Source organism: Pseudomonas sp. AM8, from assembly GCF_036346475.1.
GTDB classification, from domain to species: domain Bacteria; phylum Pseudomonadota; class Gammaproteobacteria; order Pseudomonadales; family Pseudomonadaceae; genus Aquipseudomonas; species Aquipseudomonas marginalis.
Map to the genome: position 1 here is coordinate 212778 of NZ_JAOTNX010000009.1, position 24975 is coordinate 237752.

The 24975-nt window shown below is 62.3% G+C and carries 26 protein-coding genes; 6 read left to right on the forward strand and 20 right to left on the reverse strand.

Annotation, left to right across the window (positions count from 1 at the left end):
* Positions 1 to 111: 111 nt before the first annotated feature.
* The 12 genes from lipA to V3W40_RS21745 form a co-directional block, all read right to left on the reverse strand.
* On the reverse strand, positions 112 to 1113 hold the full coding sequence (gene lipA / locus V3W40_RS21690; RefSeq protein WP_057444888.1) for a lipoyl synthase: 1002 nt from the start codon (positions 1111 to 1113) through the stop codon (positions 112 to 114).
* Positions 1114 to 1139: 26 nt separating this feature from the next.
* Positions 1140 to 1787 (reverse strand): lipoyl(octanoyl) transferase LipB, encoded by a 648-nt coding sequence (lipB, locus tag V3W40_RS21695; RefSeq protein WP_027605241.1) that lies wholly within the window; start codon positions 1785 to 1787, stop codon positions 1140 to 1142.
* On the reverse strand, positions 1787 to 2062 hold the full coding sequence (locus V3W40_RS21700) for a DUF493 domain-containing protein (RefSeq protein ID WP_027605240.1): 276 nt from the start codon (positions 2060 to 2062) through the stop codon (positions 1787 to 1789). Before V3W40_RS21700 ends, lipB begins: the two co-directional genes overlap by 1 nt.
* Positions 2063 to 2146: 84 nt before the next feature.
* Entirely contained in the window at positions 2147 to 3304 is a 1158-nt protein-coding gene (locus V3W40_RS21705; RefSeq protein WP_027605239.1) for a D-alanyl-D-alanine carboxypeptidase family protein, read from the reverse strand.
* A 176-nt stretch (positions 3305 to 3480) separates the two neighbouring features.
* Positions 3481 to 4479 (reverse strand): septal ring lytic transglycosylase RlpA family protein, encoded by a 999-nt coding sequence (locus V3W40_RS21710; protein ID WP_027605238.1) that lies wholly within the window; start codon positions 4477 to 4479, stop codon positions 3481 to 3483.
* A complete protein-coding gene (gene mltB, locus V3W40_RS21715; RefSeq protein ID WP_027605237.1) occupies positions 4479 to 5489 on the reverse strand; it encodes a lytic murein transglycosylase B in 1011 nt (336 codons plus the stop codon). Before mltB ends, V3W40_RS21710 begins: the two co-directional genes overlap by 1 nt.
* Before the next feature lie 17 nt (positions 5490 to 5506).
* On the reverse strand, positions 5507 to 6610 hold the full coding sequence (gene rodA, locus V3W40_RS21720) for a rod shape-determining protein RodA (protein WP_051429342.1): 1104 nt from the start codon (positions 6608 to 6610) through the stop codon (positions 5507 to 5509).
* A 38-nt stretch (positions 6611 to 6648) separates the two neighbouring features.
* Entirely contained in the window at positions 6649 to 8541 is a 1893-nt protein-coding gene (gene mrdA, locus V3W40_RS21725) for a penicillin-binding protein 2 (RefSeq protein ID WP_330215636.1), read from the reverse strand.
* Between the two features lie 15 nt (positions 8542 to 8556).
* Positions 8557 to 9024 carry a 23S rRNA (pseudouridine(1915)-N(3))-methyltransferase RlmH gene (gene rlmH, locus V3W40_RS21730; protein ID WP_003176297.1) on the reverse strand — a complete coding sequence of 156 codons (468 nt, stop codon included), beginning with the start codon at positions 9022 to 9024 and terminating at the stop codon, positions 8557 to 8559.
* Between the two features lie 9 nt (positions 9025 to 9033).
* Positions 9034 to 9528 (reverse strand): ribosome silencing factor, encoded by a 495-nt coding sequence (rsfS, locus tag V3W40_RS21735; RefSeq protein ID WP_065924878.1) that lies wholly within the window; start codon positions 9526 to 9528, stop codon positions 9034 to 9036.
* Between the two features lie 69 nt (positions 9529 to 9597).
* The gene (gene nadD, locus V3W40_RS21740) at positions 9598 to 10242 is read right to left on the reverse strand and encodes a nicotinate-nucleotide adenylyltransferase (RefSeq protein WP_065910068.1); all 645 of its coding nucleotides are present in this window, start codon (positions 10240 to 10242) and stop codon (positions 9598 to 9600) included.
* Entirely contained in the window at positions 10242 to 11507 is a 1266-nt protein-coding gene (locus V3W40_RS21745; RefSeq protein ID WP_065924879.1) for a glutamate-5-semialdehyde dehydrogenase, read from the reverse strand. Before V3W40_RS21745 ends, nadD begins: the two co-directional genes overlap by 1 nt.
* A gap of 175 nt (positions 11508 to 11682) precedes the next feature.
* Between V3W40_RS21745 and V3W40_RS21750 the strand changes: the two genes are divergently transcribed.
* Both V3W40_RS21750 and V3W40_RS21755 read left to right on the forward strand, forming a co-directional pair.
* Positions 11683 to 12366 carry a DNA-3-methyladenine glycosylase gene (locus V3W40_RS21750; protein WP_065946574.1) on the forward strand — a complete coding sequence of 228 codons (684 nt, stop codon included), beginning with the start codon at positions 11683 to 11685 and terminating at the stop codon, positions 12364 to 12366.
* A gap of 25 nt (positions 12367 to 12391) precedes the next feature.
* Positions 12392 to 13708 (forward strand): bifunctional DedA family/phosphatase PAP2 family protein, encoded by a 1317-nt coding sequence (locus V3W40_RS21755; RefSeq protein WP_330215637.1) that lies wholly within the window; start codon positions 12392 to 12394, stop codon positions 13706 to 13708.
* On the opposite strand, the gene V3W40_RS21760 is transcribed toward V3W40_RS21755, so the two are convergent.
* The 4 genes from V3W40_RS21760 to V3W40_RS21775 form a co-directional block, all read right to left on the reverse strand.
* Positions 13702 to 13917, reverse strand: coding sequence for a hypothetical protein (locus tag V3W40_RS21760; protein WP_074847728.1), 216 nt, complete (start codon positions 13915 to 13917; stop codon positions 13702 to 13704). The two genes, V3W40_RS21755 and V3W40_RS21760, sit on opposite strands and share 7 nt — an antisense overlap.
* A gap of 100 nt (positions 13918 to 14017) precedes the next feature.
* Positions 14018 to 14608, reverse strand: a complete 591-nt coding sequence (locus V3W40_RS21765; RefSeq protein ID WP_065924883.1) for an LON peptidase substrate-binding domain-containing protein — start codon at positions 14606 to 14608, stop codon at positions 14018 to 14020.
* A gap of 21 nt (positions 14609 to 14629) precedes the next feature.
* Positions 14630 to 15346: an LrgB family protein gene (locus tag V3W40_RS21770; RefSeq protein ID WP_027605228.1), complete on the reverse strand. Its 717-nt coding sequence runs from the start codon at positions 15344 to 15346 to the stop codon at positions 14630 to 14632.
* Positions 15343 to 15696, reverse strand: a complete 354-nt coding sequence (locus V3W40_RS21775; RefSeq protein ID WP_065924885.1) for a CidA/LrgA family protein — start codon at positions 15694 to 15696, stop codon at positions 15343 to 15345. Before V3W40_RS21775 ends, V3W40_RS21770 begins: the two co-directional genes overlap by 4 nt.
* Positions 15697 to 15860: 164 nt before the next feature.
* Between V3W40_RS21775 and V3W40_RS21780 the strand changes: the two genes are divergently transcribed.
* The 3 genes from V3W40_RS21780 (at position 15861) to V3W40_RS21790 (ending at position 18811) form a co-directional block, all read left to right on the forward strand.
* Positions 15861 to 16316 carry a MaoC family dehydratase gene (locus V3W40_RS21780; RefSeq protein ID WP_027605226.1) on the forward strand — a complete coding sequence of 152 codons (456 nt, stop codon included), beginning with the start codon at positions 15861 to 15863 and terminating at the stop codon, positions 16314 to 16316.
* A gap of 105 nt (positions 16317 to 16421) precedes the next feature.
* A complete protein-coding gene (locus V3W40_RS21785; protein WP_330215638.1) occupies positions 16422 to 18140 on the forward strand; it encodes a C13 family peptidase in 1719 nt (572 codons plus the stop codon).
* A gap of 29 nt (positions 18141 to 18169) precedes the next feature.
* Positions 18170 to 18811, forward strand: coding sequence for an oxidoreductase (locus V3W40_RS21790; RefSeq protein ID WP_027605224.1), 642 nt, complete (start codon positions 18170 to 18172; stop codon positions 18809 to 18811).
* 73 nt (positions 18812 to 18884) lie between these two features.
* Here V3W40_RS21790 and V3W40_RS21795 read toward each other — a convergent pair whose 3' ends face one another.
* From V3W40_RS21795 to V3W40_RS21810, 4 genes are all read right to left on the reverse strand, one after another.
* The gene (locus tag V3W40_RS21795; RefSeq protein ID WP_027605223.1) at positions 18885 to 19169 is read right to left on the reverse strand and encodes a YceK/YidQ family lipoprotein; all 285 of its coding nucleotides are present in this window, start codon (positions 19167 to 19169) and stop codon (positions 18885 to 18887) included.
* Entirely contained in the window at positions 19162 to 19791 is a 630-nt protein-coding gene (gene ubiX / locus V3W40_RS21800; protein ID WP_027605222.1) for a flavin prenyltransferase UbiX, read from the reverse strand. Before ubiX ends, V3W40_RS21795 begins: the two co-directional genes overlap by 8 nt.
* Entirely contained in the window at positions 19788 to 21137 is a 1350-nt protein-coding gene (gene mpl, locus V3W40_RS21805) for a UDP-N-acetylmuramate:L-alanyl-gamma-D-glutamyl-meso-diaminopimelate ligase (RefSeq protein WP_323145653.1), read from the reverse strand. Before mpl ends, ubiX begins: the two co-directional genes overlap by 4 nt.
* A gap of 73 nt (positions 21138 to 21210) precedes the next feature.
* Entirely contained in the window at positions 21211 to 23106 is a 1896-nt protein-coding gene (locus tag V3W40_RS21810) for a sigma-54-dependent Fis family transcriptional regulator (protein WP_065946576.1), read from the reverse strand.
* A 272-nt stretch (positions 23107 to 23378) separates the two neighbouring features.
* Here V3W40_RS21810 and exaC point away from each other — a divergent pair, with 272 nt between their 5' ends.
* Positions 23379 to 24899, forward strand: a complete 1521-nt coding sequence (exaC, locus tag V3W40_RS21815; RefSeq protein ID WP_027605219.1) for an acetaldehyde dehydrogenase ExaC — start codon at positions 23379 to 23381, stop codon at positions 24897 to 24899.
* Positions 24900 to 24975 lie beyond the last annotated feature (76 nt).

The following is a 24975-nucleotide window of genomic DNA, read 5'->3' on the forward strand; positions in this document are numbered from 1 at the left end:
CTTGCCCCCGATAGCGGTGGATCAGCCAGCACATGTAGCGACTGACATACCGCAATCGGGGGCAAGCCCCCTCCCACATAAGCCCACTCCCACACCGGGTCTGAACCCCGATCAGGAAACCAGGCTAGCCTTGACCAGCTTGGCCTGTTCGTCGGCGTGGTACGAAGAGCGTACCAGCGGGCCCGAGGCGACGTTCTTGAAGCCCATCTTGTAACCTTCCTCGGCGAACCAGGCGAAGGTGTCCGGGTGCACGAAACGCTGCACCGGCAAGTGGCTGCGCGACGGTTGCAGGTATTGGCCCAGGGTCAGCATGTCGATGTCGTGTTCGCGCATGCGCTTCATGACTTCGATGACTTCTTCATCGGTCTCGCCCAGGCCGAGCATCAAGCCGGATTTGGTCGGGATGTGCGGCATCATCTGCTTGAATTTCTGCAGCAGGGTCAGCGACCACTGGTAGTCCGAACCTGGACGCGCGGCCTTGTACAGGCGAGGCACGGTTTCCAGGTTGTGGTTGAACACATCCGGCGGCTCGGCAGCGGTGATTTCCAGCGCGACGTCCATGCGGCCACGGTAGTCCGGCACCAGGGTCTCGAGCATCACGTTCGGCGACAGTTTGCGGATTTCGCGGATGCAGTCGGCAAAGTGCTGGGCACCGCCGTCGCGCAGGTCGTCACGGTCAACCGAGGTGATGACCACGTATTTGAGTTTCAGGTCGGCGATGGCGATGGCCAGGCTTTCCGGTTCGTTGACGTCCAGTGGCTTCGGCCGGCCATGGCCGACGTCGCAGAACGGGCAACGACGGGTGCAGATGTCACCCATGATCATGAAGGTGGCGGTGCCGCCGGAGAAGCATTCGCCCAGGTTCGGGCAGGACGCTTCTTCGCACACGCTGTGCAGCTTGTGCTTGCGCAGCAGGGCCTTGATACGGTCGACTTCCGGCGAAACCGGGATGCGCACGCGGATCCAGTCAGGCTTTTTCGGCAACTCGGTGGTCGGGATGATCTTGACCGGGATGCGTGCAACCTTCTCGGCGCCGCGCAGCTTGACGCCGGCTTCCACCTTGGCACGCGGGGCCGGGGCCGGACGCTCGGTGATGTCCAGCGTCGGGATCATGGTTTGCACTGCATCAGTAGTCATAATCAGTCGATTCCGCCCGTGAGGGTCGTCTGCTCAGCATAGTCGAGGTGTTTGACGAGCTGCGCACGCAGCCGGGCACTTACCTCGGCAAATTTAATCGGTGTGGCGTGGTCGCTCAGTTGGGTCATCGCCAGCCCGGCATAACCACACGGGTTGATGCGCCGGAACGGTGCCAGGTCCATGTCCACGTTCAGGGCCAGGCCATGAAAGGAACAACCGTGGCGAATGCGCAAACCGAGGGAGGCGATTTTCGCGCCGTCCACATACACACCGGGTGCATCGGGCTTGGCCGCGGCGCTCACGCCATAACTGGCCAACAGCTCGATCAGGCAAGCCTCCATGCGGCTCACCAGGTCGCGCACGCCAAAACCCAGCTTGCGCACGTCCAGCAGCAGGTACGCCACCAGTTGACCGGGCCCATGGTAAGTCACTTGGCCACCTCGGTCGACCTGCACCACCGGAATATCCCCCGGCAGCAGCAGATGTTCGGCCTTGCCGGCCTGGCCCTGGGTGAACACCGGTGGATGTTCCACCAACCAGATTTCGTCGGGCGCCGAAGTGCCGCGTTCATTCGTGAACCGCTGCATGGCGTGCCAGACGGGCTCGTAGTCCATCCGGCCGAGCTCGCGAAAGCCCAGGACCTGTGACATCACAGCACCATGTGCACGAAGCCGGTGGCCCGCAGTTCGCTATTGATGTCGTAGAGCTGGTCTTGACCGGTCGCAACGATGTGCAACTGGATCGTGGTGTACTTACCGTTGGTGCTCGAACGCTCGTCCACCCGGTTGTCATTGATCGTCGCGTGTTTACGCACGATATCCAGGATTCTGTCTTTGTTGCCTACACCGGTATCGCTGATCACCTTGACGGGATAATCCGTCACCGGGAATTCGATCTTTGGCGCCTTTACTTCTTTATCGGTCATGGCAGAACGGCCTCGTAAGCGGTAAGCCGTGGCGACGGCAAAGCCCCGCGTCGGATCAACGCGGGGCTTTGCAGGTGCACACAATCAGTTGAACAAGCCGTAGAAGAATAGACGGATGCTATCCCACACGCGGCGGAAGATACCACCTTCGTCGACGGCGTCCAGCGCGATCAGGTCGGCGCTGTGCACCACCTTGTCGTCCAGCTTCACTTCGACTTTACCGATCACGTCGCCCTTGGCGATTGGCGCAACCAATTGCGGGTTCATGGTCATGCTGGCGGCGAGCTTTTTCAGCTGGCCTTTAGGCATGGTCAGGGTCAGGTCTTCAGCCAGGCCGGCCTTGACTTGCGAGGTCGCGCCTTTCCATACCGGCGCGGTCGCCAGTTCAGCACCCTTCTGGTAGAAGGTCTGGGTTTCGAAGAAGCGGAAACCGTAGGTCAGCAGTTTTTGCGTCTCGGCCGCACGGGCCTGCTCGCTGTTGGTGCCGAAGACCACCGCGATCAGGCGCTGGCCATCACGTACCGCGGACGACACCATGCAGTAGCCGGCTTCGTCGGTGTGGCCAGTCTTCAGGCCATCGACAGTCTTGTCGCGCCACAGCAGCAGGTTGCGGTTAGGCTGCTTGATGTTGTTCCAGAAGAATTCCTTCTGGGAGTAGATCGCGTAGTGCACCGGGTCGACACGAATGATCGCGCGCGCCAGGATCGCCATGTCGTGAGCCGACGAGTAGTGCTCAGGGTTTGGCAGGCCGGTCGGGTTCATGAAGTGGCTGTTGGTCATGCCCAGGTCGGCCACGGTTTTGTTCATCATGTCGGCGAATGCGTCTTCGCTGCCGGCGATGTGCTCGGCCAGGGCGACGCTGGCGTCGTTACCGGACTGGATGATGATGCCATGCAGCAGGTCGCTCACAGTGACTTGCGAGCCCACCTTGATGAACATCCGCGAACCGCCGGTACGCCAGGCGTTTTCGCTGACGGTCACCGGGTCGTTTTCGCCGATCTGGCCGCGACGGATTTCCAGGGTCGCGATGTAGGCGGTCATCAGCTTGGTCAGGCTGGCCGGTGGCAGGCGCTGGTCACCGTTGCTCTCGACCAGCACGTTGCCACTGGCGGCATCCATGAGGACCCAGGACTTGGCGGCCAGTTGCGGTGAAGCCGGTACCATTTCAACCGCCCAGGCGGCCGGGGTGATGATCAGCGAAAGAAGCAGGCACGTGCGTTTGGCTAAGGTGGTGATGTTCATCCGTCTCTCGAAATTGCTTATGGAAACTTGCCCTCGCGGGCAAAACTTATTCAGACAGCCCGCTACCAGACTGTCACGTGTTCGGTTGCCCGCTCACCCCTTGCCCCTGGGTTTTATTGTTCAACGAGCCAACAACCAGGGTCCAGGCCCGCATGCGAGCCTCAACCATCAATTTATTATTCGGCAGTGACCACGCTGGGTTGCCCCAGGTTGGCCAGGCGCACGCTGTTCTGCACTTGCGCAACCTCGCTCGGCGAACCGATCGGGCCCATGCGCACACGGTGCAACGTTTGCTGGTTACGCACGATGGAGCTGATGAATACCGGCGCGCTGACCATGCTGCTGAGCTTGGACCTTAACAGTTCTGCCGCATCCGGGTTGGCGAAAGCGCCCACTTGCAGGTATTGCCCGCCCGCGACCGCGGCGCCCGGTGCCGCATGGGGCACGACCACCGTATCCGGTGCGTGCTGCTGCGGTGGCGGTGTCCATTGTTCGATCTTGCCGGTGGATGCCGTCACTTGCGGCTGCGCACTCTGCGGCTCGTTGAGCATCAACGGCGCGGGCTTGCCACGCTGGGCCCAGTACTGCGCGGGATCGATGCCTTCGACCTTGACCCGCGCGGTACCGGTTTCGGCATAGCCGAGTTTTTTCGCGGCGGCGTAGGACAAGTCGATGATGCGATCCGAATAGAACGGCCCACGGTCGTTGACCCGCAGGATCACCGTGCGGTTGTTGTCCAGGTTGGTCACGCGGACATAGCTGGGCAGCGGCAGGGTCTTGTGGGCCGCGCTCATGCCGTACAGGTCATAGACTTCGCCGTTGGCGGTGTTCTGGCCGTGGAACTTGGTGCCATACCAGGACGCCGTGCCCGATTGCACGTAGGTCTTGGAGTCCTGCAACGGGAAGTAGGACTTGCCCAGCACGGTATAGGGGTTGGCCTTGTACGGGCCGGTGTGCAGGGTCGGCGTGGCATCCGGGATCTTCGACACGTCGACATCCCACCACGGGGCGCCATCTTTGTGTGCGCGGTTGATGTCCAGGCCTGGCTGTGAACGCACCGCGGTGCCGCCGGACTTCGGTACCGGGCCACGGCTGGTGGAACAACTGACGACGAGCAGGGACAACGCGGCGAACGCCACCAGCTTGAGCGGTTGATTGAACGGCGATGCCCGCATTACTTGTTGCCCCGTGCTTGGACCAGCATGTCTGACAGCTGATGCACGGCCATGGCGTACATCACACTGCGGTTATAACGCGTGATTGCGTAGAAATTCTTCAGGCCCATCCAGTATTCAGGGCCGTTTTCACCTTCGAGGCGGAATGCCGTCACCGGCATATCGTCGCGTGGCGCATTCTGACTCGACCAGCCCAGCGCCCGCAACTCCCCGACGGTCTTGGCCGGCTCGATGCCCTGGGTCAGGCCTTCATCGGCACGCTCCCCGCTGACATCGGCACGGATCACCACCGGCTCGCCACCGACCCAGCCATGGCGCTTGAAGTAACTGGCCACACTGCCGATGGCATCGTCCGGGTTGCTCCAGATATTGATATGACCGTCGCCGTCAAAATCCACCGCGTAGGCGCGAAAGCTGCTCGGCATGAACTGCGGCAAGCCCATCGCCCCGGCGTAGGAGCCCTTGAGGGTCAGCGGGTCGACCTGCTCTTCGCGGGCCAGCAGCAGGAACTCACGCAGTTCCTTGCGGAAGAAGTCGGCGCGCGGCGGGTAATCGAAGCCCAGGGTCGACAAGGCGTCGATCACCCGGTAACTGCCGGTATTGCGCCCGTAGAAGGTTTCAATGCCAATGATCGCAACGATGACCTGGGCCGGCACGCCGTATTCCTGCTCGGCGCGGGCCAACACGGCCTCGTGCTGGCGCCAGAAGTCCACCCCCCGGGCCACCCGGGCGTCGGTGAGGAACATCGGACGGTATTCCTTCCACTGTTTCACGCGCTCGGCGGGGCGAGAGATAGCGTCGAGGATCGCCTGCTTGCGCTGGGCTTCGCGGAACACGCCCATCAGCTGTTCACCGGCGAAGCCGTAGTCGCGGGTCATTTCACCGACGAATTCGGCGACCTGGGGTGAGCCATCGTAGTCACCGGCCTGCGCCTCGTGCGTTGCCCCCAGCAGCCCGATCAGGCCCATCCAGGACGCATGCCGAGTCGCCCAGCCGCGCATTACTTGCATTGACATCTTCACCTTATTCAAACCTGTGCGATCCACTTGCGATGCGTATGAATCGACATCAAAACCCCAAACGCTGACAGCAATGTCACCAGCGAAGTTCCGCCGTAGCTAATGAACGGCAAAGGCACCCCAACCACCGGCAGCAGGCCACTGACCATACCGATGTTGACGAAAACGTAAACAAAAAAAGTCATGGTCAGGCTGCCGGCGAGCAATTTGCCGAACAGCGTCTGCGCCTGTGCGGTAATCACCAGGCCACGACCAATCAATAGCAAATAGATCAGCAACAGCGCGCAAATGCCCACCAGGCCGAACTCTTCGCCCATCACCGCAATAATGAAGTCGGTGTGGCTCTCGGGCAGAAAGTCCAAATGCGACTGGGTGCCGAGCAGCCAGCCCTTGCCAAATACACCGCCGGAACCGATGGCCGCCTTCGACTGGATAATGTTCCAGCCGGTGCCGAGCGGGTCGCTTTCGGGATCGAGGAACGTCAGGATCCGCTGCTTCTGGTAGTCGTGCATAAAGAAGAACCACATGGCCACGGCCACCGGCACTGCCGCCGCCAGCACGCTAAGGATCCAGCGCCAGCGCAACCCGCCCATGAACAGCACGAACGCACCGCCGGCCAGGATCAGCAGCGAGGTGCCGAGGTCCGGCTGGCGTACGATCAGCACAAAGGGGATGCCGATCAGGATCAGGCTGATGCCCACATGCTTGAGCTGCGGCGGCAAGGTGCGCTTGGACAGGTACCAGGCGATCGTCGCCGGCATCAGGATCTTCATGAACTCCGACGGCTGGAAGCGAATCACCCCCGGAATATTGATCCAGCGGGTCGCGCCCATGGCGTTGTGGCCCATGACGTCCACCACCACCAGCAGCAACACGCCGGCCACATAGCCAAGCGGCACCCAGCGCGCCATGAAACGCGGCTCCAGCTGGGCGATCACCACCATGGACAGCAGGCCCAGGCCAAACGACGAAGCCTGCTTGATCAGCAAGTCCCAGTTCTTGCCGCTGGCCGAATACAGCACGAACAGGCTGCCGGCCGCCAGGGTCAGCAGCAGGATCAGCAACGGGCCATCAATGTGCATGCGCTGCAACAAAGTCGCGCGGCGACGCATCACATCCTCGCTGGAGAGGATGCGGTCAAAATTACTCTTCACTGGCCGTAACCTCGGGGGTTGAAGGGGGGGCCGCCATATTCGGGCTTGAGCCTGCCGTCGTCGGCCAGCAACCAGGCGTCCATCACCTGGCGCACCACAGGCGCCGCCACACCGGAGCCGGACTCGCCGTTCTCGACCATCACCGCCACCACGATTTTCGGGTCGTCGGCCGGGGCAAAACCCACAAACAAGGCGTGGTCGCGGTGGCGTTCCTGGACCTTGGAACGGTCGTATTTCTCGCCCTGCTTGATCGCCACCACCTGGGCGGTACCACTCTTGCCGGCGATACGGTATTGCGCACCGATCGCCGCCTTGCGCGCGGTCCCGCGTGCACCGTGCATCACCTGCTGCATGCCGTGGTTGACCTTGGTCCAGTCGGACGGGTCGCGCAGTACGATGTCGGGGATCGGGTTTTCATCCACAGGCTTTTCGCCTTCGATGGTCCGGGCCAGGTGCGGGCGGTTCCAGATGCCTTTGTTGGCCACCAGCGCCGTGGCCTGGGCCAGTTGCAAAGGCGTGGCCTGCATATAGCCCTGGCCGATGCCGAGGATCAGGGTTTCGCCCGGGAACCATGCCTGGCGGCGGGTCGCACGCTTCCACTCCCGCGATGGCATCAGGCCAGGGGATTCTTCGAACATATCCAGGGAGACTTTCTGACCGAGGCCGAACTTGCCCATGTAGGCGGACAAGCGGTCGATACCCAGCTTGTGGGCCAGGTCGTAAAAATAGGTGTCGTTGGAACGCATGATCGCGGTATCCAGGTCGACATAGCCGTCACCGGTACGGTTCCAGTTGCGGTATTTGTGGTCGTAGTTGGGCAGCATGTAGTAGCCCGGGTCGAATACCCGGCTGGAAGCCGTGACCACACCCGCATCCAGGCCGGCAATCGCCACCGCCGGCTTGATGGTCGAACCCGGCGGGTACAGGCCGCGCAACACACGGTTGAACAGCGGCCGGTCGATGGAGTCGCGCAACTCGGCGTAGGCCTTGAAGCTGATCCCGGTCACGAACAGGTTGGGGTCGAAGCTCGGCTGGCTGACCATGGCCAGCACTTCGCCGGTCTTCGGGTCCAGCGCCACCACCGCGCCACGCCGGCCACCGAGGGCCATCTCGGCCGCTTCCTGCAGCTTGATGTCCAGGCTCAGCACAATGTCCTTGCCCGGTACCGGGTCGGTACGCTTGAGCACCCGCAGCACGCGGCCGCGAGCGTTGGTCTCGACTTCTTCGTAACCCACCTGGCCGTGCAGCTCGGGCTCGTAGAAACGCTCGATGCCGGTCTTGCCGATATGGTGGGTGCCGCTGTAATTGACGGGATCGAGGCTTTTCAGCTCTTTCTCGTTGATCCGCCCCATATAGCCGACGGAGTGAGCAAAGTGTGGCCCTTGGGGATAGTGGCGCACCAACTGCGCCACCACTTCCACACCCGGCAGGCGGAACTGGTTCACCGCAATCCGCGCAATCTGCTCTTCGGTCAGCTCGAACAGGATCGGCACCGGTTCGAACGGCCGGCGCCCCTGTTTCATGCGTTTCTCGAAGATCACCCGGTCTTCCGGGGTCAACTGCAGCACCTCGACGATGACATCGAGGACCTGTTGCCAGTCGCCGGAACGCTCGCGGGTCATGCTCAGGCTGAAACTGGGCCGGTTATCCGCCACCACCACGCCATTGCGGTCGAAGATCAGCCCACGGGTCGGCGGAATCGGTTGCACATGCACGCGGTTGTTTTCCGACAACGTGGAGTGGTAGTCGTACTGGATCACCTGCAGGAAATACAGGCGCGCAATCAGCACCCCGATCAGCGCCACCACCATGATCGCGCCAAACACCACCCGCGCGCGTACCAGACGTGCGTCTTTCTCGTGGTCCTTGATGCGGATCGGCTGGGTCATCGGGAGGGGCGCAGATTATTTGTGATAAGGGTGCCCGGACAGAACTGTCCAGGCGCGATACAGCTGTTCACCGATCAGGATCCTTACCAACGGGTGCGGCAGCGTCAGCGCCGACAGCGACCAGCGCTGGTCCGCCCGCGCGCAGACTTCCGGCGCCAGCCCTTCGGGGCCGCCGACCATGAAGTTGACGGTGCGCGAGTCCAGGCGCCAGCGATCCAGTTCCACCGCCAATTGCTCGGTGCTCCAGGGTTTGCCGTGCACTTCGAGGGTGACGATGCGCTCGTTGGGGCCGACCTTGGCCAGCATCGCTTCGCCTTCCTGACGGATAAAGCGCGCCACGTCGGCATTCTTGCCCCGGGTGTTGAGCGGTATCTCCACCAGTTCCAGCGACAGCTCGGCGGGCAGACGCTTGGCATACTCGTGCCAGCCTTCTTCCACCCACTTGGGCATGCGTGAACCGACAGCAATCAGACGCAGGCGCACAGCCGTTCCTTATTCCTGGTCTTTGTTGAGCTTGTCGAAGTGCGCGTGGCCCACTTCCGGGCTGTGGTGCTTGCCATCGGCGGCACGGCTCTGCTCGGCGCCTTTCCACAGACGCTCCAGGTCGTAGAACTGACGGGCATTGCTGGTCATCATGTGAACGATCACGTCGTCCATATCCAGCAGCACCCAGTCGCTGTCGCCCTTGCCTTCTTCACCCAGCGGCTTCACGCCCTGGGCTTTGACGGCTTCGCGAACCTTGTCCAGCATCGCGCCGATCTGGCGGTTGGAGGTACCGGTGGCGATGATCATGAAGTCGGTGATGCTCTGCTTGTCGCGTACGTCCAGGACCTGGATGTCCTGGGCCTTCACGTCTTCCAGGGCGGCAACGGCGACTTTCACCAGCGCTTCGCCAGCCAGTTCCGGGCCAACGTGGGCTTCAACCGGGAGCGGGGCGCTTTTGAACGTGCCTTTGCGTTTTACTTTGCTTACGTCTTTGTTCGTCATAAAAAACTCGTTTTGCTCGTATGTTCGGGCGCTCGCTGCACGAGTGTTCGTGCGTTCAAGCGCGCCTTTTCAGTTCGACGCACGGTAAAGCCCGTGCGCATCGATGTAGGCCAGGACCGCGTCAGGCACCAGGAAACGTACCGACTTCCCGCTGGCCAGCAGTTGACGGATCTGGGTGGCAGACACCGCGAGCGGGGTCTGCCAGACGAATGCAATATTCCCGTTCGGCCCGGTCAGGGCCAAGGGGTCACTTACCGACCGCGCGGCCAGCAGGTTGCGCAAGGCATCCGGCGGTTCGCTGTCGGCATCCGGGCGTTGCAAAACCAGGATGTGGCAGTGCTGGAGGAGTTCCTCCCAGCGATGCCAAGAGGGCAGGCCGCAAAATGCGTCCCAGCCCAAAAGCAGAAACAACTGGTCATCCGCGGCCAACTCGGCGCGCATCAGCTCCAGGGTGTCGACAGTGTAGGACGGTTTATCGCGCTTGAGCTCACGATCGTCCACCACCAGCGGCGGTATGCCTTCTACGGCCAGGCGCACCATTTCCAGGCGCTGCTGCGGCGACACCTGCGGGGTATCGCGATGGGGCGGCCGGAAATTAGGGATCAGGCGCAGCTCATCCAGCGCCAAGGCATCCGCGACTTCCAGGGCACTGCGCAAATGGCCGATGTGCACGGGGTCGAAGGTACCGCCGAGCAGCCCGATGCGTTTAGCCATCAAGTGCGCACGTGACCGTCGCCGAACACCACGTACTTCTCGCTGGTCAGGCCTTCCAGGCCAACCGGGCCGCGTGCGTGGAGCTTGTCGGTGGAGATGCCGATCTCCGCCCCCAGGCCGTACTCGAAGCCGTCGGCAAAGCGCGTCGAGGCGTTGATCATCACCGAAGCGGAGTCCACTTCTGTGAGGAAACGCCGGGCATCGCTGAAATGCTCGGAGACAATGGCGTCGGTGTGCTTGGAGCCGTACGTGTTGATGTGTTCGATGGCCTGGTCCAGGTCGTCGACGATGCGGATCGACAGGATCGGCGCCGTGTACTCGGTGTACCAGTCCTGCTCGGTGGCTTCGATCACGTCCGCGCCCAACAGCGCACGGGTGCGTTCGCAACCGCGCAGCTCCACGCCCTTGTCACGGTAGATGGCAGCCAGCGGCGGCAGCACGCGCTCGGCAATGCCGACGTGCACCAGCAGGGTTTCCATGGTGTTGCACGGCGCGTAGCGGTGGGTCTTGGCGTTGTCGGCGATGCGGATCGCCTTGTCGATGTCGGCGGCGATGTCGATATACACGTGGCACACGCCGTCCAGGTGCTTGATCACTGGCACCTTGGCATCGCGGCTGACACGCTCGATCAGGCTCTTGCCACCGCGCGGCACGATCACGTCGATGAATTCCGGCATGGTGATCAGCGCGCCGACAGCGGCGCGGTCGGTGGTTTCCACCACTTGCACCACTTCGGCCGGCAACTCGGCCACGGCCAGGCCCTGCTGGATGCAGGCGGCGATGGCGCGGTTGGAATTGATCGCCTCGGAACCGCCACGCAGGATGGTGGCGTTGCCCGACTTGAGGCACAGGCTCGCGGCGTCGATGGTCACGTTCGGGCGCGACTCATAGATGATGCCGATCACGCCCAGGGGCACGCGCATCTTGCCGACCTGGATGCCGGACGGCAGGTAACGCATATCGCGAATTTCACCGATGGGGTCAGGCAGCTTGGCCACCTGACGCAACCCTTCGATCATGTCGTCGATACGTGTCGGCGTCAGCGCCAGGCGGTCCAGCAAGGCGGGCTCAAGGCCATTGGCGCGGCCGTTGGCCAGGTCCAGTTCGTTGGCGGCAGTCAGCTCGGAGCGCGAAGCGTCCAGAGCATCGGCGGCGGCCAGCAGGGCACGGTTCTTCTGCGCAGTGCTCGCACGGGCGATCAACCGCGAGGCCTGACGGGCAGCGCGACCCAGGCGGGTCATGTAGTCAAGAACGGACTCAGTCATGGTCAGGGAGTCTTGGCAAAGAGGAAAGCGGCAGATTATAGCTGTGACGCCGCCCGACTGACAGCGGTGAGGGGCGGATGGTCGAAATGAACTGTAAAAACCTGGGGTTCAGCCGTAATTAAGGTGGGAGTTGTTATTATTCCGTCACATTTAGCCGTATTAACCCCAGACCACCATGCCCAGTTCTTCACCCCAACTCCCCGCCAGCGCGCTGCCCGACAGCTTCTTCGACCGTGACGCGCAAATACTTGCGCGGGATTTGCTTGGAAAAGTCATCCGCCATCGCGTCGGCGATAGCTGGCTTTCGGCGCGAATTATTGAAACCGAAGCCTATTACGTGGCCGAAAAAGGCAGCCACGCCTCACTCGGGTACACAGAAAAGCGTAAGGCTTTGTTTCTGGATGGCGGACATATCTATATGTACTACGCCCGTGGCGGCGATTCGCTGAACTTCAGCGCGCAGGGGCCGGGCAATGCCGTGCTGATCAAATCAGCCTATCCCTGGGTCGATGAAACCTCCGGGCCCGCCAGCCTGGCGCAGATGCTGCTGAACAACCCGAATGCCGACGGCAGCCCGCGCGCGTCGCAAAAGCTGTGTGCCGGCCAGACGTTGCTGTGCAAGGCGCTGGGCCTGAAGGTGCCGATGTGGGATGCCAAGCGCTTTGATCAAGAATTGCTCTTTGTCGAAGACGTCGGCCAGACACCGATACAGATCATCCAGACCACCCGCCTGGGCATCCCCAGCGGCCGTGACGAGCACTTGATGTACCGCTTCGTCGATGCCGGCTATGCGCCCTACTGCACGCGGAACCCGCTGCGCCGGGGCCAGGTCGAAGGCCGCGACTATTTCCTGATTTGAATCTGTGGCGATGGAGTAACGATTTATGGGCCAATGGCTCGATGGCATTACCGGCTGGCTGACCCTCAACCCGCAATGGCTGGCGGCGGCGGTGTTTATCGTCGCGTGCGTGGAATGCCTGGCCATTGCCGGGCTGATCGTGCCAGGCACGGTGCTGCTGTTTGCCATTGCGGCACTGGCTGGCAGCGGCGCCTTGTCCCTGAGTGAGACCCTGCTGATGGGGTTCCTGGGAGGCTTGCTGGGCGACGGGATTTCCTACTTCCTCGGCCGACACTTCCATCAGAATATCCGCCGCCTGCCCGGCCTGCGCCACCATCCGGAATGGATGAATGGCGCGGAAACCTACTTCCACAAATACGGCATCGCCAGTCTGCTGGTGGGACGTTTCATCGGGCCATTGCGGCCGATGCTGCCGATGGTGGCCGGAATGTGCGACATGCCGTTCCCGCGTTTCGCCCTGGTCAGCCTTCTGGCGGCAGCCGGTTGGTCGTTGGCCTACCTGCTGCCGGGCTGGGCCACCGGCGCCGCGTTCCGCCTGCCATTGCCGGAGGGGTTCTGGCCTGAGGCGGGGGTAGTCACAGCGTGCCTGGCGGTCGTGCTGGGACTGAGCCTGAACACCAGCCTGCGTGGCCATCGTCGCGCGACCTTGTGGATAGGGTGCGCCAGCCTGACATTATTGATCGCTCTGTTTATCGGCTATCCGCACCTGGATGACTTTGACCAGGGCCTGAGCGCGCTGGTACAGGAACATCGCAGCCCCTGGCTGGACCACACCATGGTGATGGTGACCCAACTGGGTGAGTTCAAGAAGATGTTCTTCGCCAGCGCCGTATTCACCGCGCTGCTGCTACTGGCGCGGCAATGGCGTCATGCCGTGTTTGTCGGTGCAACACTGGCCGGGGCGGCGGTGATCAATACCGGGACCAAACTGTTTTTCGCCCGTGGCCGCCCGGAAATCCTCACCGACCCATTGACCAGCTTCAGCATGCCCAGCGGCCACGCCTCCGGTGCGTTTGCGTTTTTCCTGGCGTTGTCGGTGCTGGCCGGTCGCGGACAACCCACGCGCCTGCGCCTGACCTGGATGTTGCTGGGCTGTATTCCTGCGGCCTTCATCGCGCTGTCACGGGTCTACCTTGGCGCCCATTGGCCCACCGACATCCTGGCTGGCACGCTGCTGGCAATGACCGTGTGTGCATTCAGCCTCACCGTCTGCCAGTACCGCAGCCCTTTGCCGCCGATGCCGCAGAAGGCCTGGTGGCTGGTATTACCCGCTGTGGTGGCGGTGCTCGGCTTCATTGCCTTTACCGGCACCCCACACGCGCTGCTCAGGTATGCCTACTGACCCTGGGTCGGGCCGAGCCAATGGATTGGCGCGGCGCGGCGTTCAACACAACGCTCACGTCGCTCCAGCATCATCTCATCGGCGATTTCCGCGGCGCGTTCAGCGATGTATTCCGGGCCCCGCTTGGCATCCAGCGGCAGCAGCTGCACGGCAATACTGACAAAAAAAACGTCCCAGGCAGCCTGTTCCGATGGCGCTAGCCGAATCATGTTCACCCCCAATCATTGTTGTGTGATCGGTGACTATTTCAGGCGACGCGCAGGGAACAACGAGGAAACCTCTGAAAACCGCGCAGGACAGATCCGAGGCTCAGGCAAACAACTCACCCTGAAGCTCATCGAGCAGCATCTGGATCGCATCCAGCCGCTGCTGCGGGTCGTCGAGTTGCAGCAGGTCGATCTTGTCGGCCTCAGTGAACGGCAAGAGATAAGCCAGTTGATTGCCCAAGGCTCGCTGGCCATCGGCGTGAGTGTCCATGTCCAGCGACGCGACCATCGGGTGTTCGGCCAGGGCCTGGAGCAAGGCCAGCAGGTCGGCATCCTCTTCTTCCAGCGCCTGGTCCGGCAGTTCTTCCAGCCATTGCACCTCGGCCACCAGCAACTGGTCCTTCTGCACACCGGCGTCTCGCACGCGGAAGCGCCGCCCGCCTTCGACGCGAATCCCCAGCAGGCCGTTGTCCTGCTGCTTGAAGTCGCGAATCAACGCTTCACAGCCGATCAAGGCATAGCCATCCGGAGCCATGCCCACCTCCTTGCCATCGAGGATGCACACCACGCCGAAGCTTTCGCCCTTTTTCATGCAGCGGCTGATCATGTCCAGGTAGCGCGCCTCGAACAGTTGCAGGTCGAGGATGCAGCCAGGGAACAGCACGGTATTGAGGGGGAACAGCGCCAGACTCATAAAGGCTTCCTTAAACCCGGTTTAAACAATCACTGACACGGCCAGCGGCAGGAATACCGCTGTGGCTACGCCCATCAGACTCATGGCCAGCGCCGCAAAGGCGCCACACTCTTCGCTTTCCTGCAGGGCCACCGAGGTGCCGACGGCGTGGGCGGTCATGCCCAGCGCCATGCCGCGCGCCTCGGGGCTGTGCACCCCAAGACGCGAGAGTAACGCCGGGCCAACCATCGCGCCCACCACCCCGGTAATCAGCACAAACACCGCCGCCAACGCCGCCACGCCGCCGATCTGCTCGGCCACCAGCATGGCAATCGGCGATGTCACCGACTTCGGCGCCATGGTCATCAACATCCTGTGTTCAGCGCCGAACCACCAGCCCAGCAGCACGCACAGGCCGGTGGCCAACACGCCGCCTATCACCAGCGTAGTAAAAATCGGCCAGAACAATTGCCGAATCCGCCGCAGGTTCAGATAGAGCGGCACCGCCAGGGCCACCGTCGCCGGGCCCAGCAGGATCCCCATGATCTCCGTGCTCTTGCGGTACTCGGCATAGCTCAGGCCGCACGTGAGCAACACGCCGATCACCAGCAGCATGGAGACCAGCACCGGCTGCAGGAAAATCCAGCGGGTTTTCTCGAAACCCGCCAGCACCAGCTGATAGGCGCCCAGGGTGATCCCGATACCGAACAGCGGGTGATGAATCACCGCCGTCCATGCGCCGTGCCAGTCGAAGATCATTGATCCTGCTCCTTGCGCTTGACCATGCGTTCCATCAACAGCCCGACAAAGCCCATGGCGATCACCAGCGACAACACCAGTGCACCGACGATAGCCCAGAAATCGGCGGCAATATCCCTGGCATACACCATCACCCCCACCGCCGGCGGCACCAGCAGCAACGGCAAGTAGCGCAGCAGGCTGCTGGCCGCCAGGCTCAGGGGCTCGCCGACTTCGCCACGCCAGATCAGGAACCCGAGCATCAACAGCAGGCCGATGATCGGCCCCGGCAGTACCGGCACCAGCAAATGATTGATCGCCGTGCCGATCAATTGAAACAGCACCAGCCATGTCAGACCGCGTAACAGCATCCGTTTTTTCCCCCTCAAGACCCGCCCGCATTATAAGCATGCCCGCCCTATGCTCCGGCATTCGCCAAAAGCATGGTGGGTTGACCGGGCTGGTTGGCCATGATGATCTACATTGGTTCTCTGTAACCCATAACAACAGCACCGATGAACCAAGGAGAGACGCAATGCCCTATGTACCCGTAGCGCAGCTCAAAGATTATGTCGGCAAGGAACTGGGACGTTCCGAATGGCTCACCATCGACCAGGCACGTATCAACCTGTTCGCCGAGGCCACTGGCGATCATCAGTTCATCCACGTCGATCCGGTCAAGGCCGCACAAACCCCGTTCGGCAGCACCATCGCCCACGGCTTCCTGTCGCTGTCGCTGATGCCCAAGCTGATGGAAGACATCCTGATCGTGCCCGAAGGCCTGAAGATGGCCGTCAACTATGGCCTGGACAGCGTGCGCTTTATCCAGCCGGTGAAAGTCAATTCCAAGGTGCGCCTGAACGTGACCCTCACCGACGTCACCGAGAAAAAGCCCGGCCAATGGCTGCTCAAGGCCACCGCCACCCTGGAAATCGATGGCCAGGAAAAACCCGCTTACGTCGCCGAGTCGTTGTCGCTGTACTTCGTGTAAGCCCATTCCTGTGGCGAGCCACTGAAACTCGCCACAGGGTATGTAAATTTATGTATGAAACTCGCAGCTGCGGCATACTCGGCGCTCAATTATCCGGATCCCGCTATGCGCCCACTCGCTCCCCTTGCCCTTGCCCTGTTGCTCACCGCTTGCGGAGACGGCGAATCGCTGTTGCCGCCCGATGCGCGCCTGCCCGATGGCGGCCGTTACCGGGGCGATGTGGTCAATGGTCTGCTGCAAGGCCAGGGCCGCGTGGATTATCCCAACGGCAGCTGGTACGCCGGGCAGTTCGACAAAGGCCAGTGGCACGGCCAGGGCGAATGGCATGGCAGCAACGGCGAAGTCTATAAAGGCCAGTTCCAGCAAGGCCTGTTCGATGGCCAGGGCAGCCTGACCACAGCCGGCAGCCACTATGTGGGCGGGTTCAAGAACGGTCGGCGCAACGGCGAAGGCACCCTCAAAGAAGGGCAGATGACCTATCGCGGCGAATTCAAGGACGACCAGTATTCCGGCCTTGGCCGCCTGGAACTGGCCGACGGCAGCCAGTATCAGGGCCAGTTCGCCCACGGCAAGCCGAACGGCGAAGGCCAGCGCAATGACGACAGCGGCAACCAGTTCAGCGGCCACTTCGTCGACGGCCAGCTGGAGGGCAACGGCACGTTCAACAGCGCCGACGGCGACATCTATGTCGGCCAGTTCAAGCAGAACCAGCTCAACGGCAAGGGCCGCTATGAAAACGCCGATGGCGACGTGTGGATCGGCCAGTTCAAGGAAGGCGCACTCAGCGGCAAGGGCGAACTGATCGGCGTGGATGGCAGCCACTACGTCGGCCAGTTCAGCGACTGGCGCTTTACCGGCGAAGGCCGCCTGAACCTGACCGACGGCAGCTTCTATATCGGCGGCTTTGACAGCGACAACTATCAAGGCCGCGGCACCCTGGTACTCACCGACGGCACCGTGCAGGCCGGTACCTGGGTCAACGGCATGCGCGTACGTGATGCTGACGGCGCATTGTTGCCCGACCCACTGGAGATCGGCGTACTGGCCCAGGGCCGTTTGCTCGATGCCGCCCTCGCTGCCGTGCCTGCGTCCACCCCCGCAGTGGAGCTGTACACCCTGGCCGTGGCCGGCGACGGCAAACAAAGCGTGTTCCTGCGCGAAGCCGATTACGTCAGCAATATGCTCACCACTCGCTTCGGCGCACGGGGGCAGATCCGCCTGGTCAACCACCGCGACCATATCGCTGACCGACCACTGGCCACCCGCGAAAGCCTGCGCCGGGCCGTGCAAACCCTGGCCGAGCGCACCGGACCGGAAGACCTGGTGTTTATCTACATGACCAGCCACGGCACCCACGAACACGAACTGGTGCTGGACCAACCGCGCATGGAACTGGCCGACCTGCCCGCCGATGAACTGGCCGCCGTGCTCGCGCCGCTGAAAAACCGCGACAAGATCGTGGTGATTTCAGCCTGCTACTCCGGTGGATTCATCCCGGCGCTCAAAGACGAACGCACCCTGATCATGACCGCCTCACGCGCCGACCGCGTGTCCTTCGGCTGTTCCGAAGAGGCCGACTTCACCTACTTCGGCGATGCCCTCTTCGCCCAAGCCTTCAACCAGACCGACGATCTGCAGCAAGCCTTCAAGCTGGCGCAGCTGCATGTGAGCGAACGCGAACAGGCAGACAACTTCGAAGCGTCCGAACCGCAGATCTGGGCCCCCAAAGGCGTGATCGCCCACTGGCAATTATTACGCAAGCAGCAGGCACGAAAGGCGCTGGAAAGCGTCTCAATGAATAGCAAGGAAGCCAAAGGCAACTAAGCTGTAACGTGTAACAAGGGGGAAACACCATGTACCTGACACCTCAGCATATCCTGCTCGCTGGCGCCTCTGGCCTGACCGGCGAACACCTGCTCGACCGCCTGCTCAACGAACCTACCGTGACCCGTGTGCTGGCACCCAGCCGCAAGCCGCTGGCCGAGCATCCGCACCTGGAAAACCCGGTGGGCGACCCGGCGGTGTTCCTGCCGCAACTGAGCGGCCAGGTAGATATTGCCTTCTGCTGCCTGGGTACCACCATCAAGAAAGCCGGTTCGGAAGAAGCTTTTCGTGCCGTCGACCTGGATATGGTCGTAGCCTTTGCCAAGCGCGCGCGGGAGATGGGCGCGCGGCACCTGATCGTGATCAGCGCGATTGGCGCCGACCCGAAATCCTCGGTGTTCTACAACCGGGTCAAAGGGGAAATGGAACAGGCACTCAAGGCCCAGGACTGGCCGCAACTGACCATCGTGCGGCCTTCGTTGCTGCTGGGGGAACGGCTGGAGCCCCGTTTGGCCGAGCAACTGGCCGGGCCGCTGTCACGGTTGATTCCGGGGAAATACCACGGCATTGAAGTCTGCGAACTGGCCCGGGCCATGTGGCGCCTGGCGCTGGAAGAGCAGGACGGGGTGCGGGTGGTGGAGTCGGATGAACTGCGCAAGCTCGGTAAATAAAGCCGAACACAAAGCAGAATGTGGGAGGGGCTTGCCCACCCACATTGGTTTTGTGGTGCCTTTAAAATCCAGGCTAGAGCCCGCCCGTGGCGTTAAATCCCACACCGAGCACCGTCAACACTGACAGCGGCAATAAAAGCGTGTCGAGCAACGCGCTGGCCGGCAGGTCGACACCGGGGTAGCTGGGCGCCTCGGCACCGAACCGGTCCTTGGCGCAGCAACCTCCGTTCATTGCATACAAATCCAATCGCGTGCCGGCATACACCACCGGCGCGCCGGGCTGCGCGGCGTCCAGGGTACGCGCGGTGGCGCAGCCGGCCAATTGCAGCGCCAGTATCACCAACAGCGCCTTATTCATCGCTGCTCAAATGGTGTTCGCCCCAACGCGGCAGCATGTCCTGGGGGATATTCAACAGGTTGAGAATGCGCGCCACCACGAAATCCACCAGGTCATCGATGGTCTGCGGCTGGTGATAGAAGCCGGGCGACGCCGGCAGGATGGTCACCCCCAGGTTCGACAGCTTGAGCATGTGCTCCAGATGAATGCTCGAGTACGGCGCCTCACGCGGCACCAGGATCAACTGGCGGCGCTCCTTCAACGTCACGTCGGCGGCGCGCTCGATCAGGTTATTGCAAGCGCCGGTGGCAATCGCCGACAACGTTCCCGTGGAGCACGGCACCACGACCATTGCCGCCGGCGCACCGGAGCCCGAAGCCACCGGCGACATCCAGTCTTCCTTGCCGTAGACCTTGATCTGCCCCGCCGCCGCACCGGTGTACTCGGTGAGGAAGGCTTGCATCATCTGCACCTTGGCTGGCAGAGCGACATCAGTCTCGGTGGCCATCACCAACTGCGCGGCCTTGGAGATCAGGAAGTGCACCTCACGGTCTTCGCGCACCAGGCAATCGAGCAGGCGCAAGCCATAGGGTGCGCCGGATGCGCCGGTCATCGCCAGGGTGACGCGCTCCGGGCCACTCATTTCAGGGCCTCGGCCAGTTTGCCGTGCAAGCCGCCGAAGCCGCCGTTGCTCATCACCACCACATGGGTGCCAGGCTTGGCCTGGTGCTTGACGAACTCAATGATGCCCTCGATGGAATCACAGACTTTCGACGGCACCGTGCATTGCGCCGCAATCGCCGGCAGGTCCCAGCCGAGATTGGCCGGGGCATACCACACCACCTGGTCGGCATCGTTAACGCTTTCCGGCAGGCCGTCGCGGTGTGCGCCGAGCTTCATGGAGTTTGAGCGCGGCTCGACAATCGCAATGATCGGGGCATCGCCAACACGTTTGCGCAGGCCGTCGAGGGTGGTGGCAATGGCCGTTGGGTGGTGGGCAAAGTCGTCGTAGATGGTAATCCCATTCACGTCGGCGACCTTTTCCATACGGCGCTTCACGCTCTTGAATGCGCTCAACGCAGCAATGCCCATGGACGGCACCACGCCCACATGCCGCGCGGCCGCCAAGGTGACCAAGGCATTGGCGACGTTGTGCTGGCCAGTCATGTCCCACTCGACGATGCCTTGGGCCTCGCCTTCAAACAGCACTTCAAACCGGGAACCGTCTTCACTGAGCAACTTGACCTGCCATTGCCCACCCGCACCGGTGGTTTGCACCGGGGTCCAGCAGCCCATCTGGATCACGCGCTGCAAGGCCGGCTCGGTGGTCGGGTGGATGACCAGGCCTTCGCTCGCAATAGTGCGCACCAAATGGTGGAACTGCCGCTCGATCGCCGCCAGGTCGGGGAAGATGTCGGCGTGATCGAACTCAAGGTTGTTGAGGATCGCGGTGCGTGGACGGTAGTGGACGAACTTGGAGCGCTTGTCGAAGAACGCACTGTCGTACTCGTCGGCTTCGATCACAAAGAACGGCGTATCGCCCAGGCGCGCCGACACCGAGAAGTTCTGCGGCACGCCGCCGATCAGGAAGCCCGGGCTCATGCCCGCGTGTTCCAGCACCCAGGCGAGCATGCTGCTGGTGGTGGTCTTGCCGTGGGTGCCGGCAACGGCCAATACCCAGCGACCTTGCAGCACATGGTCGGCCAGCCATTGCGGGCCGGACACGTAAGGCAAGCCTTTGTTGAGGACGTATTCGACTGCCGGATTGCCCCGGGACATGGCATTGCCGATCACCACCAGGTCCGGTACCGGGTCGAATTGCGCCGGATCGTAACCCTGGGTCAGTTCAATGCCCTGGGCCTCGAGTTGCGTGCTCATGGGTGGGTAAACATTGGCATCGGAGCCCGTTACGTGATGGCCCAGTTCTTTGGCCAGAACCGCCATCGAACCCATGAAGGTGCCGCAGATACCAAGAATATGAATGTGCATAGTCGACCTCGTAAACATCGAGGCAGGTTAGCGCAGGGGGGCGAAAATCGCACTCTTTAGCTGTAGGACCGATCTATGGCGCAGCCCGTGCAATACCGTGCCGGCGCAGCTTTCTATACAGCGTGTTACGGCTGACACCCAGCTGCTCCGCCGTATGGGTCATGTGCCAGCGTTGTTGCTCCAGGGCCGTGAGCAGGGCGAGTCGCTCGGCGTCGCCCAGGGGCGACTCTGCAAGCCTGGCCTCGGCCACTGCTTGCGGCCGTGCCTGGCGAATCAACGCTGGCAAATCCTCAAGGCCGACCCGCCCGTCGTCACACAGCGCCGCCAGCGTTCGCAACACCGTGCGCAGTTGCCGAACGTTGCCCGGCCAGGGGTAGGACAGCAGCGCCGAACGCGCCGCCGGGTCGAGCCTTATGCTCTGGCCGCCCGCCTCCTGCGCCAGCAGGAAATCCAGCAACTGAGGCTTATCGCTGCGTTCACGCAACGCTGGCAAAACGACTTCCAGGCCGTTGAGGCGGTAATACAGGTCTTCCCGAAAACTTCCGTCCTGCACGCGCTCCAGCAAATTCCGGTGAGTCGCGCTGATAATTCTGACATCAACCGCCTGGGGCTCACCGCCGATGGGCACCACCATGCGGTCCTCCAGCACCCTTAACAGGCGCGTCTGCAGCGCCAACGGCATATCGCCGATTTCATCGAGGAACAGCGTACCGCCGTCGGCCTGTTGCAACTTACCCTGCATGCCGTCCTTGCGCGCGCCGGTAAAGCTGCCGCCGCGATAGCCGAACAGTTCGCTTTCGATCAGGCTTTCCGGGATGGCGGCGCAGTTGAGGGCAACGAACGCCTTGTCGGCACGCTGGCTGGCGTGATGCACCGCCTTGGCGAAAGCCTCTTTGCCGGAGCCGGTTTCGCCGTTGATCAGCAAGGGCACATCGCGCTCGAATACCCGCAGCGCTTTACGGAAGTCAATCTGCAGCGCCGGGTCGCCCAGGCAGATACCGGCCAGGCGCACGGGTTCAGGCTTGGCGATGGGCGCAGGTACACTGCGCGATTGACCACGCAAGGCCGCGAACAAGTGCCGACCATCCCGCGTGCGCAATGGCCAACTGGCGGTGGCATTGGCACTGGCGCGACCGAGCAGTTGGTCCAGGGAACACTCGAACAACGCCTCCACCGGTTGCCCCAGCAACCCACCACGCACCTGCCCCAGCAGGTTGAGTGCGCTCTGGTTGACGGCACATATCCGCCCTTCGCCGTCAAACGCCAACAACCCTTCGCTGAACAGGCCCACCGACTCGGCCTGCAGGTGAAAGCGCAGCAGCCAATGGTTTTCGAAGTGACGCAGGAAGTAGCAACTCTCGATCATCTTCGCCGACAGGTTAACCAGCGCCATGGTGTGGAACTGGCTCTGCCGCGACACCTCCTCCCGGGCCGACGACACGTCCAGCACCGCCAACAGGTCGCCGTGGGGGTCGAACACCGGGCTCGCCGAACAGGTCAGCCCGGTGTGGCGCCCACGAAAATGTTCATCGCGATGAATGGTCAACGACTGGCGCTCCACCAGGCAGGTGCCGATGCCATTGGTGCCCTCGCACGCTTCGCTCCAATCGGCACCGAGCCACAGCCCGGCGCGTTCGAAAATCTTGCGCTCGGACGGTGCTGTGACACAGTTGAGGATCACCCCACGGGCATCGGTCAGCAGCACCGCGTGGCCAGCGCCCGACAGCTGCTGGTGCAGGCTGTTCATCTCGCTGCCGGCGATATGCAGCACCTGTTGCAGGCGCTCGCGGCTTTCCAGCAGGCGGCCGTGCTCAAGCACCGTAGGGGCGATGGTCTGGGCAGGATCGAGGTGGTAGTCCTCCAGGCAGCGCAGCCAGGAGCGGGCGATGGACGGGTCGCTCGACGGGTCGCGCCCACGCGCCACAGTAAGGACTTGCTGGGCATGGCGACTGAAATGATCGTTGTGCATGTTCTTATTATTCTCCCTGCGTGAGAGCCACCAGCATCCCCCAGGCACCCAGCCAATGCAATCCCGGACCGACTCGCCGGTCACGGCCTGTACCGTTTATGGCACAAACTGTCACAGCGCCTGTATCACCCGTGTCACAGCAACGCCTTGCAACAAACCCCAAGCTCTTGATTTTCCTGGTCTGCAAAGCAGTGGCCCAACCTTTGCTCTACGCTTTATCAAGCGCTTGCGCGCTGCACTCCAATAAACATAAAAGCCAGGAGATACCCACCATGCGTTACGCACACCCCGGTACTGAAGGCGCGATCGTTTCGTTCAAGGCCAAGTACGGCAACTACATTGGTGGCGAATTCGTTGCCCCGGTCGATGGCAACTATTTCACCAACACCTCGCCGGTCAACGGCAAGCCTATCGCCGAATTCCCGCGCTCCACTGCCAAAGACATCGACAAGGCGCTGGACGCCGCCCACGCTGCCGCTGACGCCTGGGGCAAGACCTCGGCCCAGGACCGCTCGCTGGTGCTGCTGAAAATCGCCGACCGCATCGAACAGAACCTCGAACTGCTGGCCATCACCGAAACCTGGGACAACGGCAAGGCCGTGCGTGAAACCCTCAACGCCGACATCCCGCTGGCCGCCGACCACTTCCGCTACTTCGCCGGTTGCATCCGCGCCCAGGAAGGCACCAGCGCCGAGATCAACGAACACACCGCGTCCTATCACTTCCACGAGCCGCTGGGCGTGGTCGGCCAGATCATCCCGTGGAACTTCCCGCTGCTGATGGCCGCGTGGAAACTCGCCCCGGCCCTGGCCGCCGGCAACTGCGTGGTGCTCAAGCCTGCCGAGCAAACACCGCTGGGCATCAACGTGCTGCTGGAAGTCATCGGCGACCTGCTGCCACCGGGCGTGCTGAACGTGGTGCACGGCTTCGGCAAGGAGGCCGGCGAAGCCCTGGCCACCAGCAAGCGCATCGCCAAGATCGCCTTCACCGGCTCCACCCCGGTGGGCTCGCACATCATGCATGCGGCGGCCGAGAACATCATTCCGTCCACCGTCGAGCTGGGCGGCAAGTCGCCGAACATCTTCTTCGCCGACATCATGAAAGCCGAACCGTCGTTCATCGAGAAAGCCGCCGAAGGCCTGGTGCTGGCGTTCTTCAACCAGGGCGAAGTGTGCACCTGCCCATCCCGCGCGCTGGTGGAAGAGTCGATCTACGACGACTTCATGAAAGTGGTGATGAAGAAGGTCGAGCAGATCAAGCGCGGCGACCCGCTGGACACCGACACCATGGTCGGCGCCCAGGCGTCCGAGCAGCAGTTCGACAAGATCCTGTCCTACCTGGAAATTGCCAAGGGCGAAGGCGCGCAATTGCTCACCGGCGGCAAGGTCGAGCAGCTCACCGGCGATATGGCCGGCGGCTATTACATCCAGCCGACCCTGCTCAAGGGCACCAATGAAATGCGCGTGTTCCAGGAAGAAATCTTCGGCCCGGTAGTGAGCATCACCACCTTCAAGGACGAAGCCGAAGCCCTGGCGATTGCCAACGACACCGAGTTCGGCCTGGGCGCCGGTGTGTGGACCCGCGACATCAACCGCGCCTACCGCATGGGCCGCGCGATCAAGGCGGGCCGCGTGTGGACCAACTGCTACCACCTGTACCCGGCGCATGCCGCGTTTGGCGGTTACAAGAAGTCCGGCGTGGGCCGTGAGACCCACAAGATGATGTTGGATCACTACCAGCAGACCAAGAACCTGCTGGTGAGCTACGACATTAATCCGTTGGGCTTCTTCTAACTAACCCCTCCCACAGTTGAAATGCACTCAAATGTGGGAGGGGCTTGCCCTCTCCCACACTTAGCTCTCCACAAGT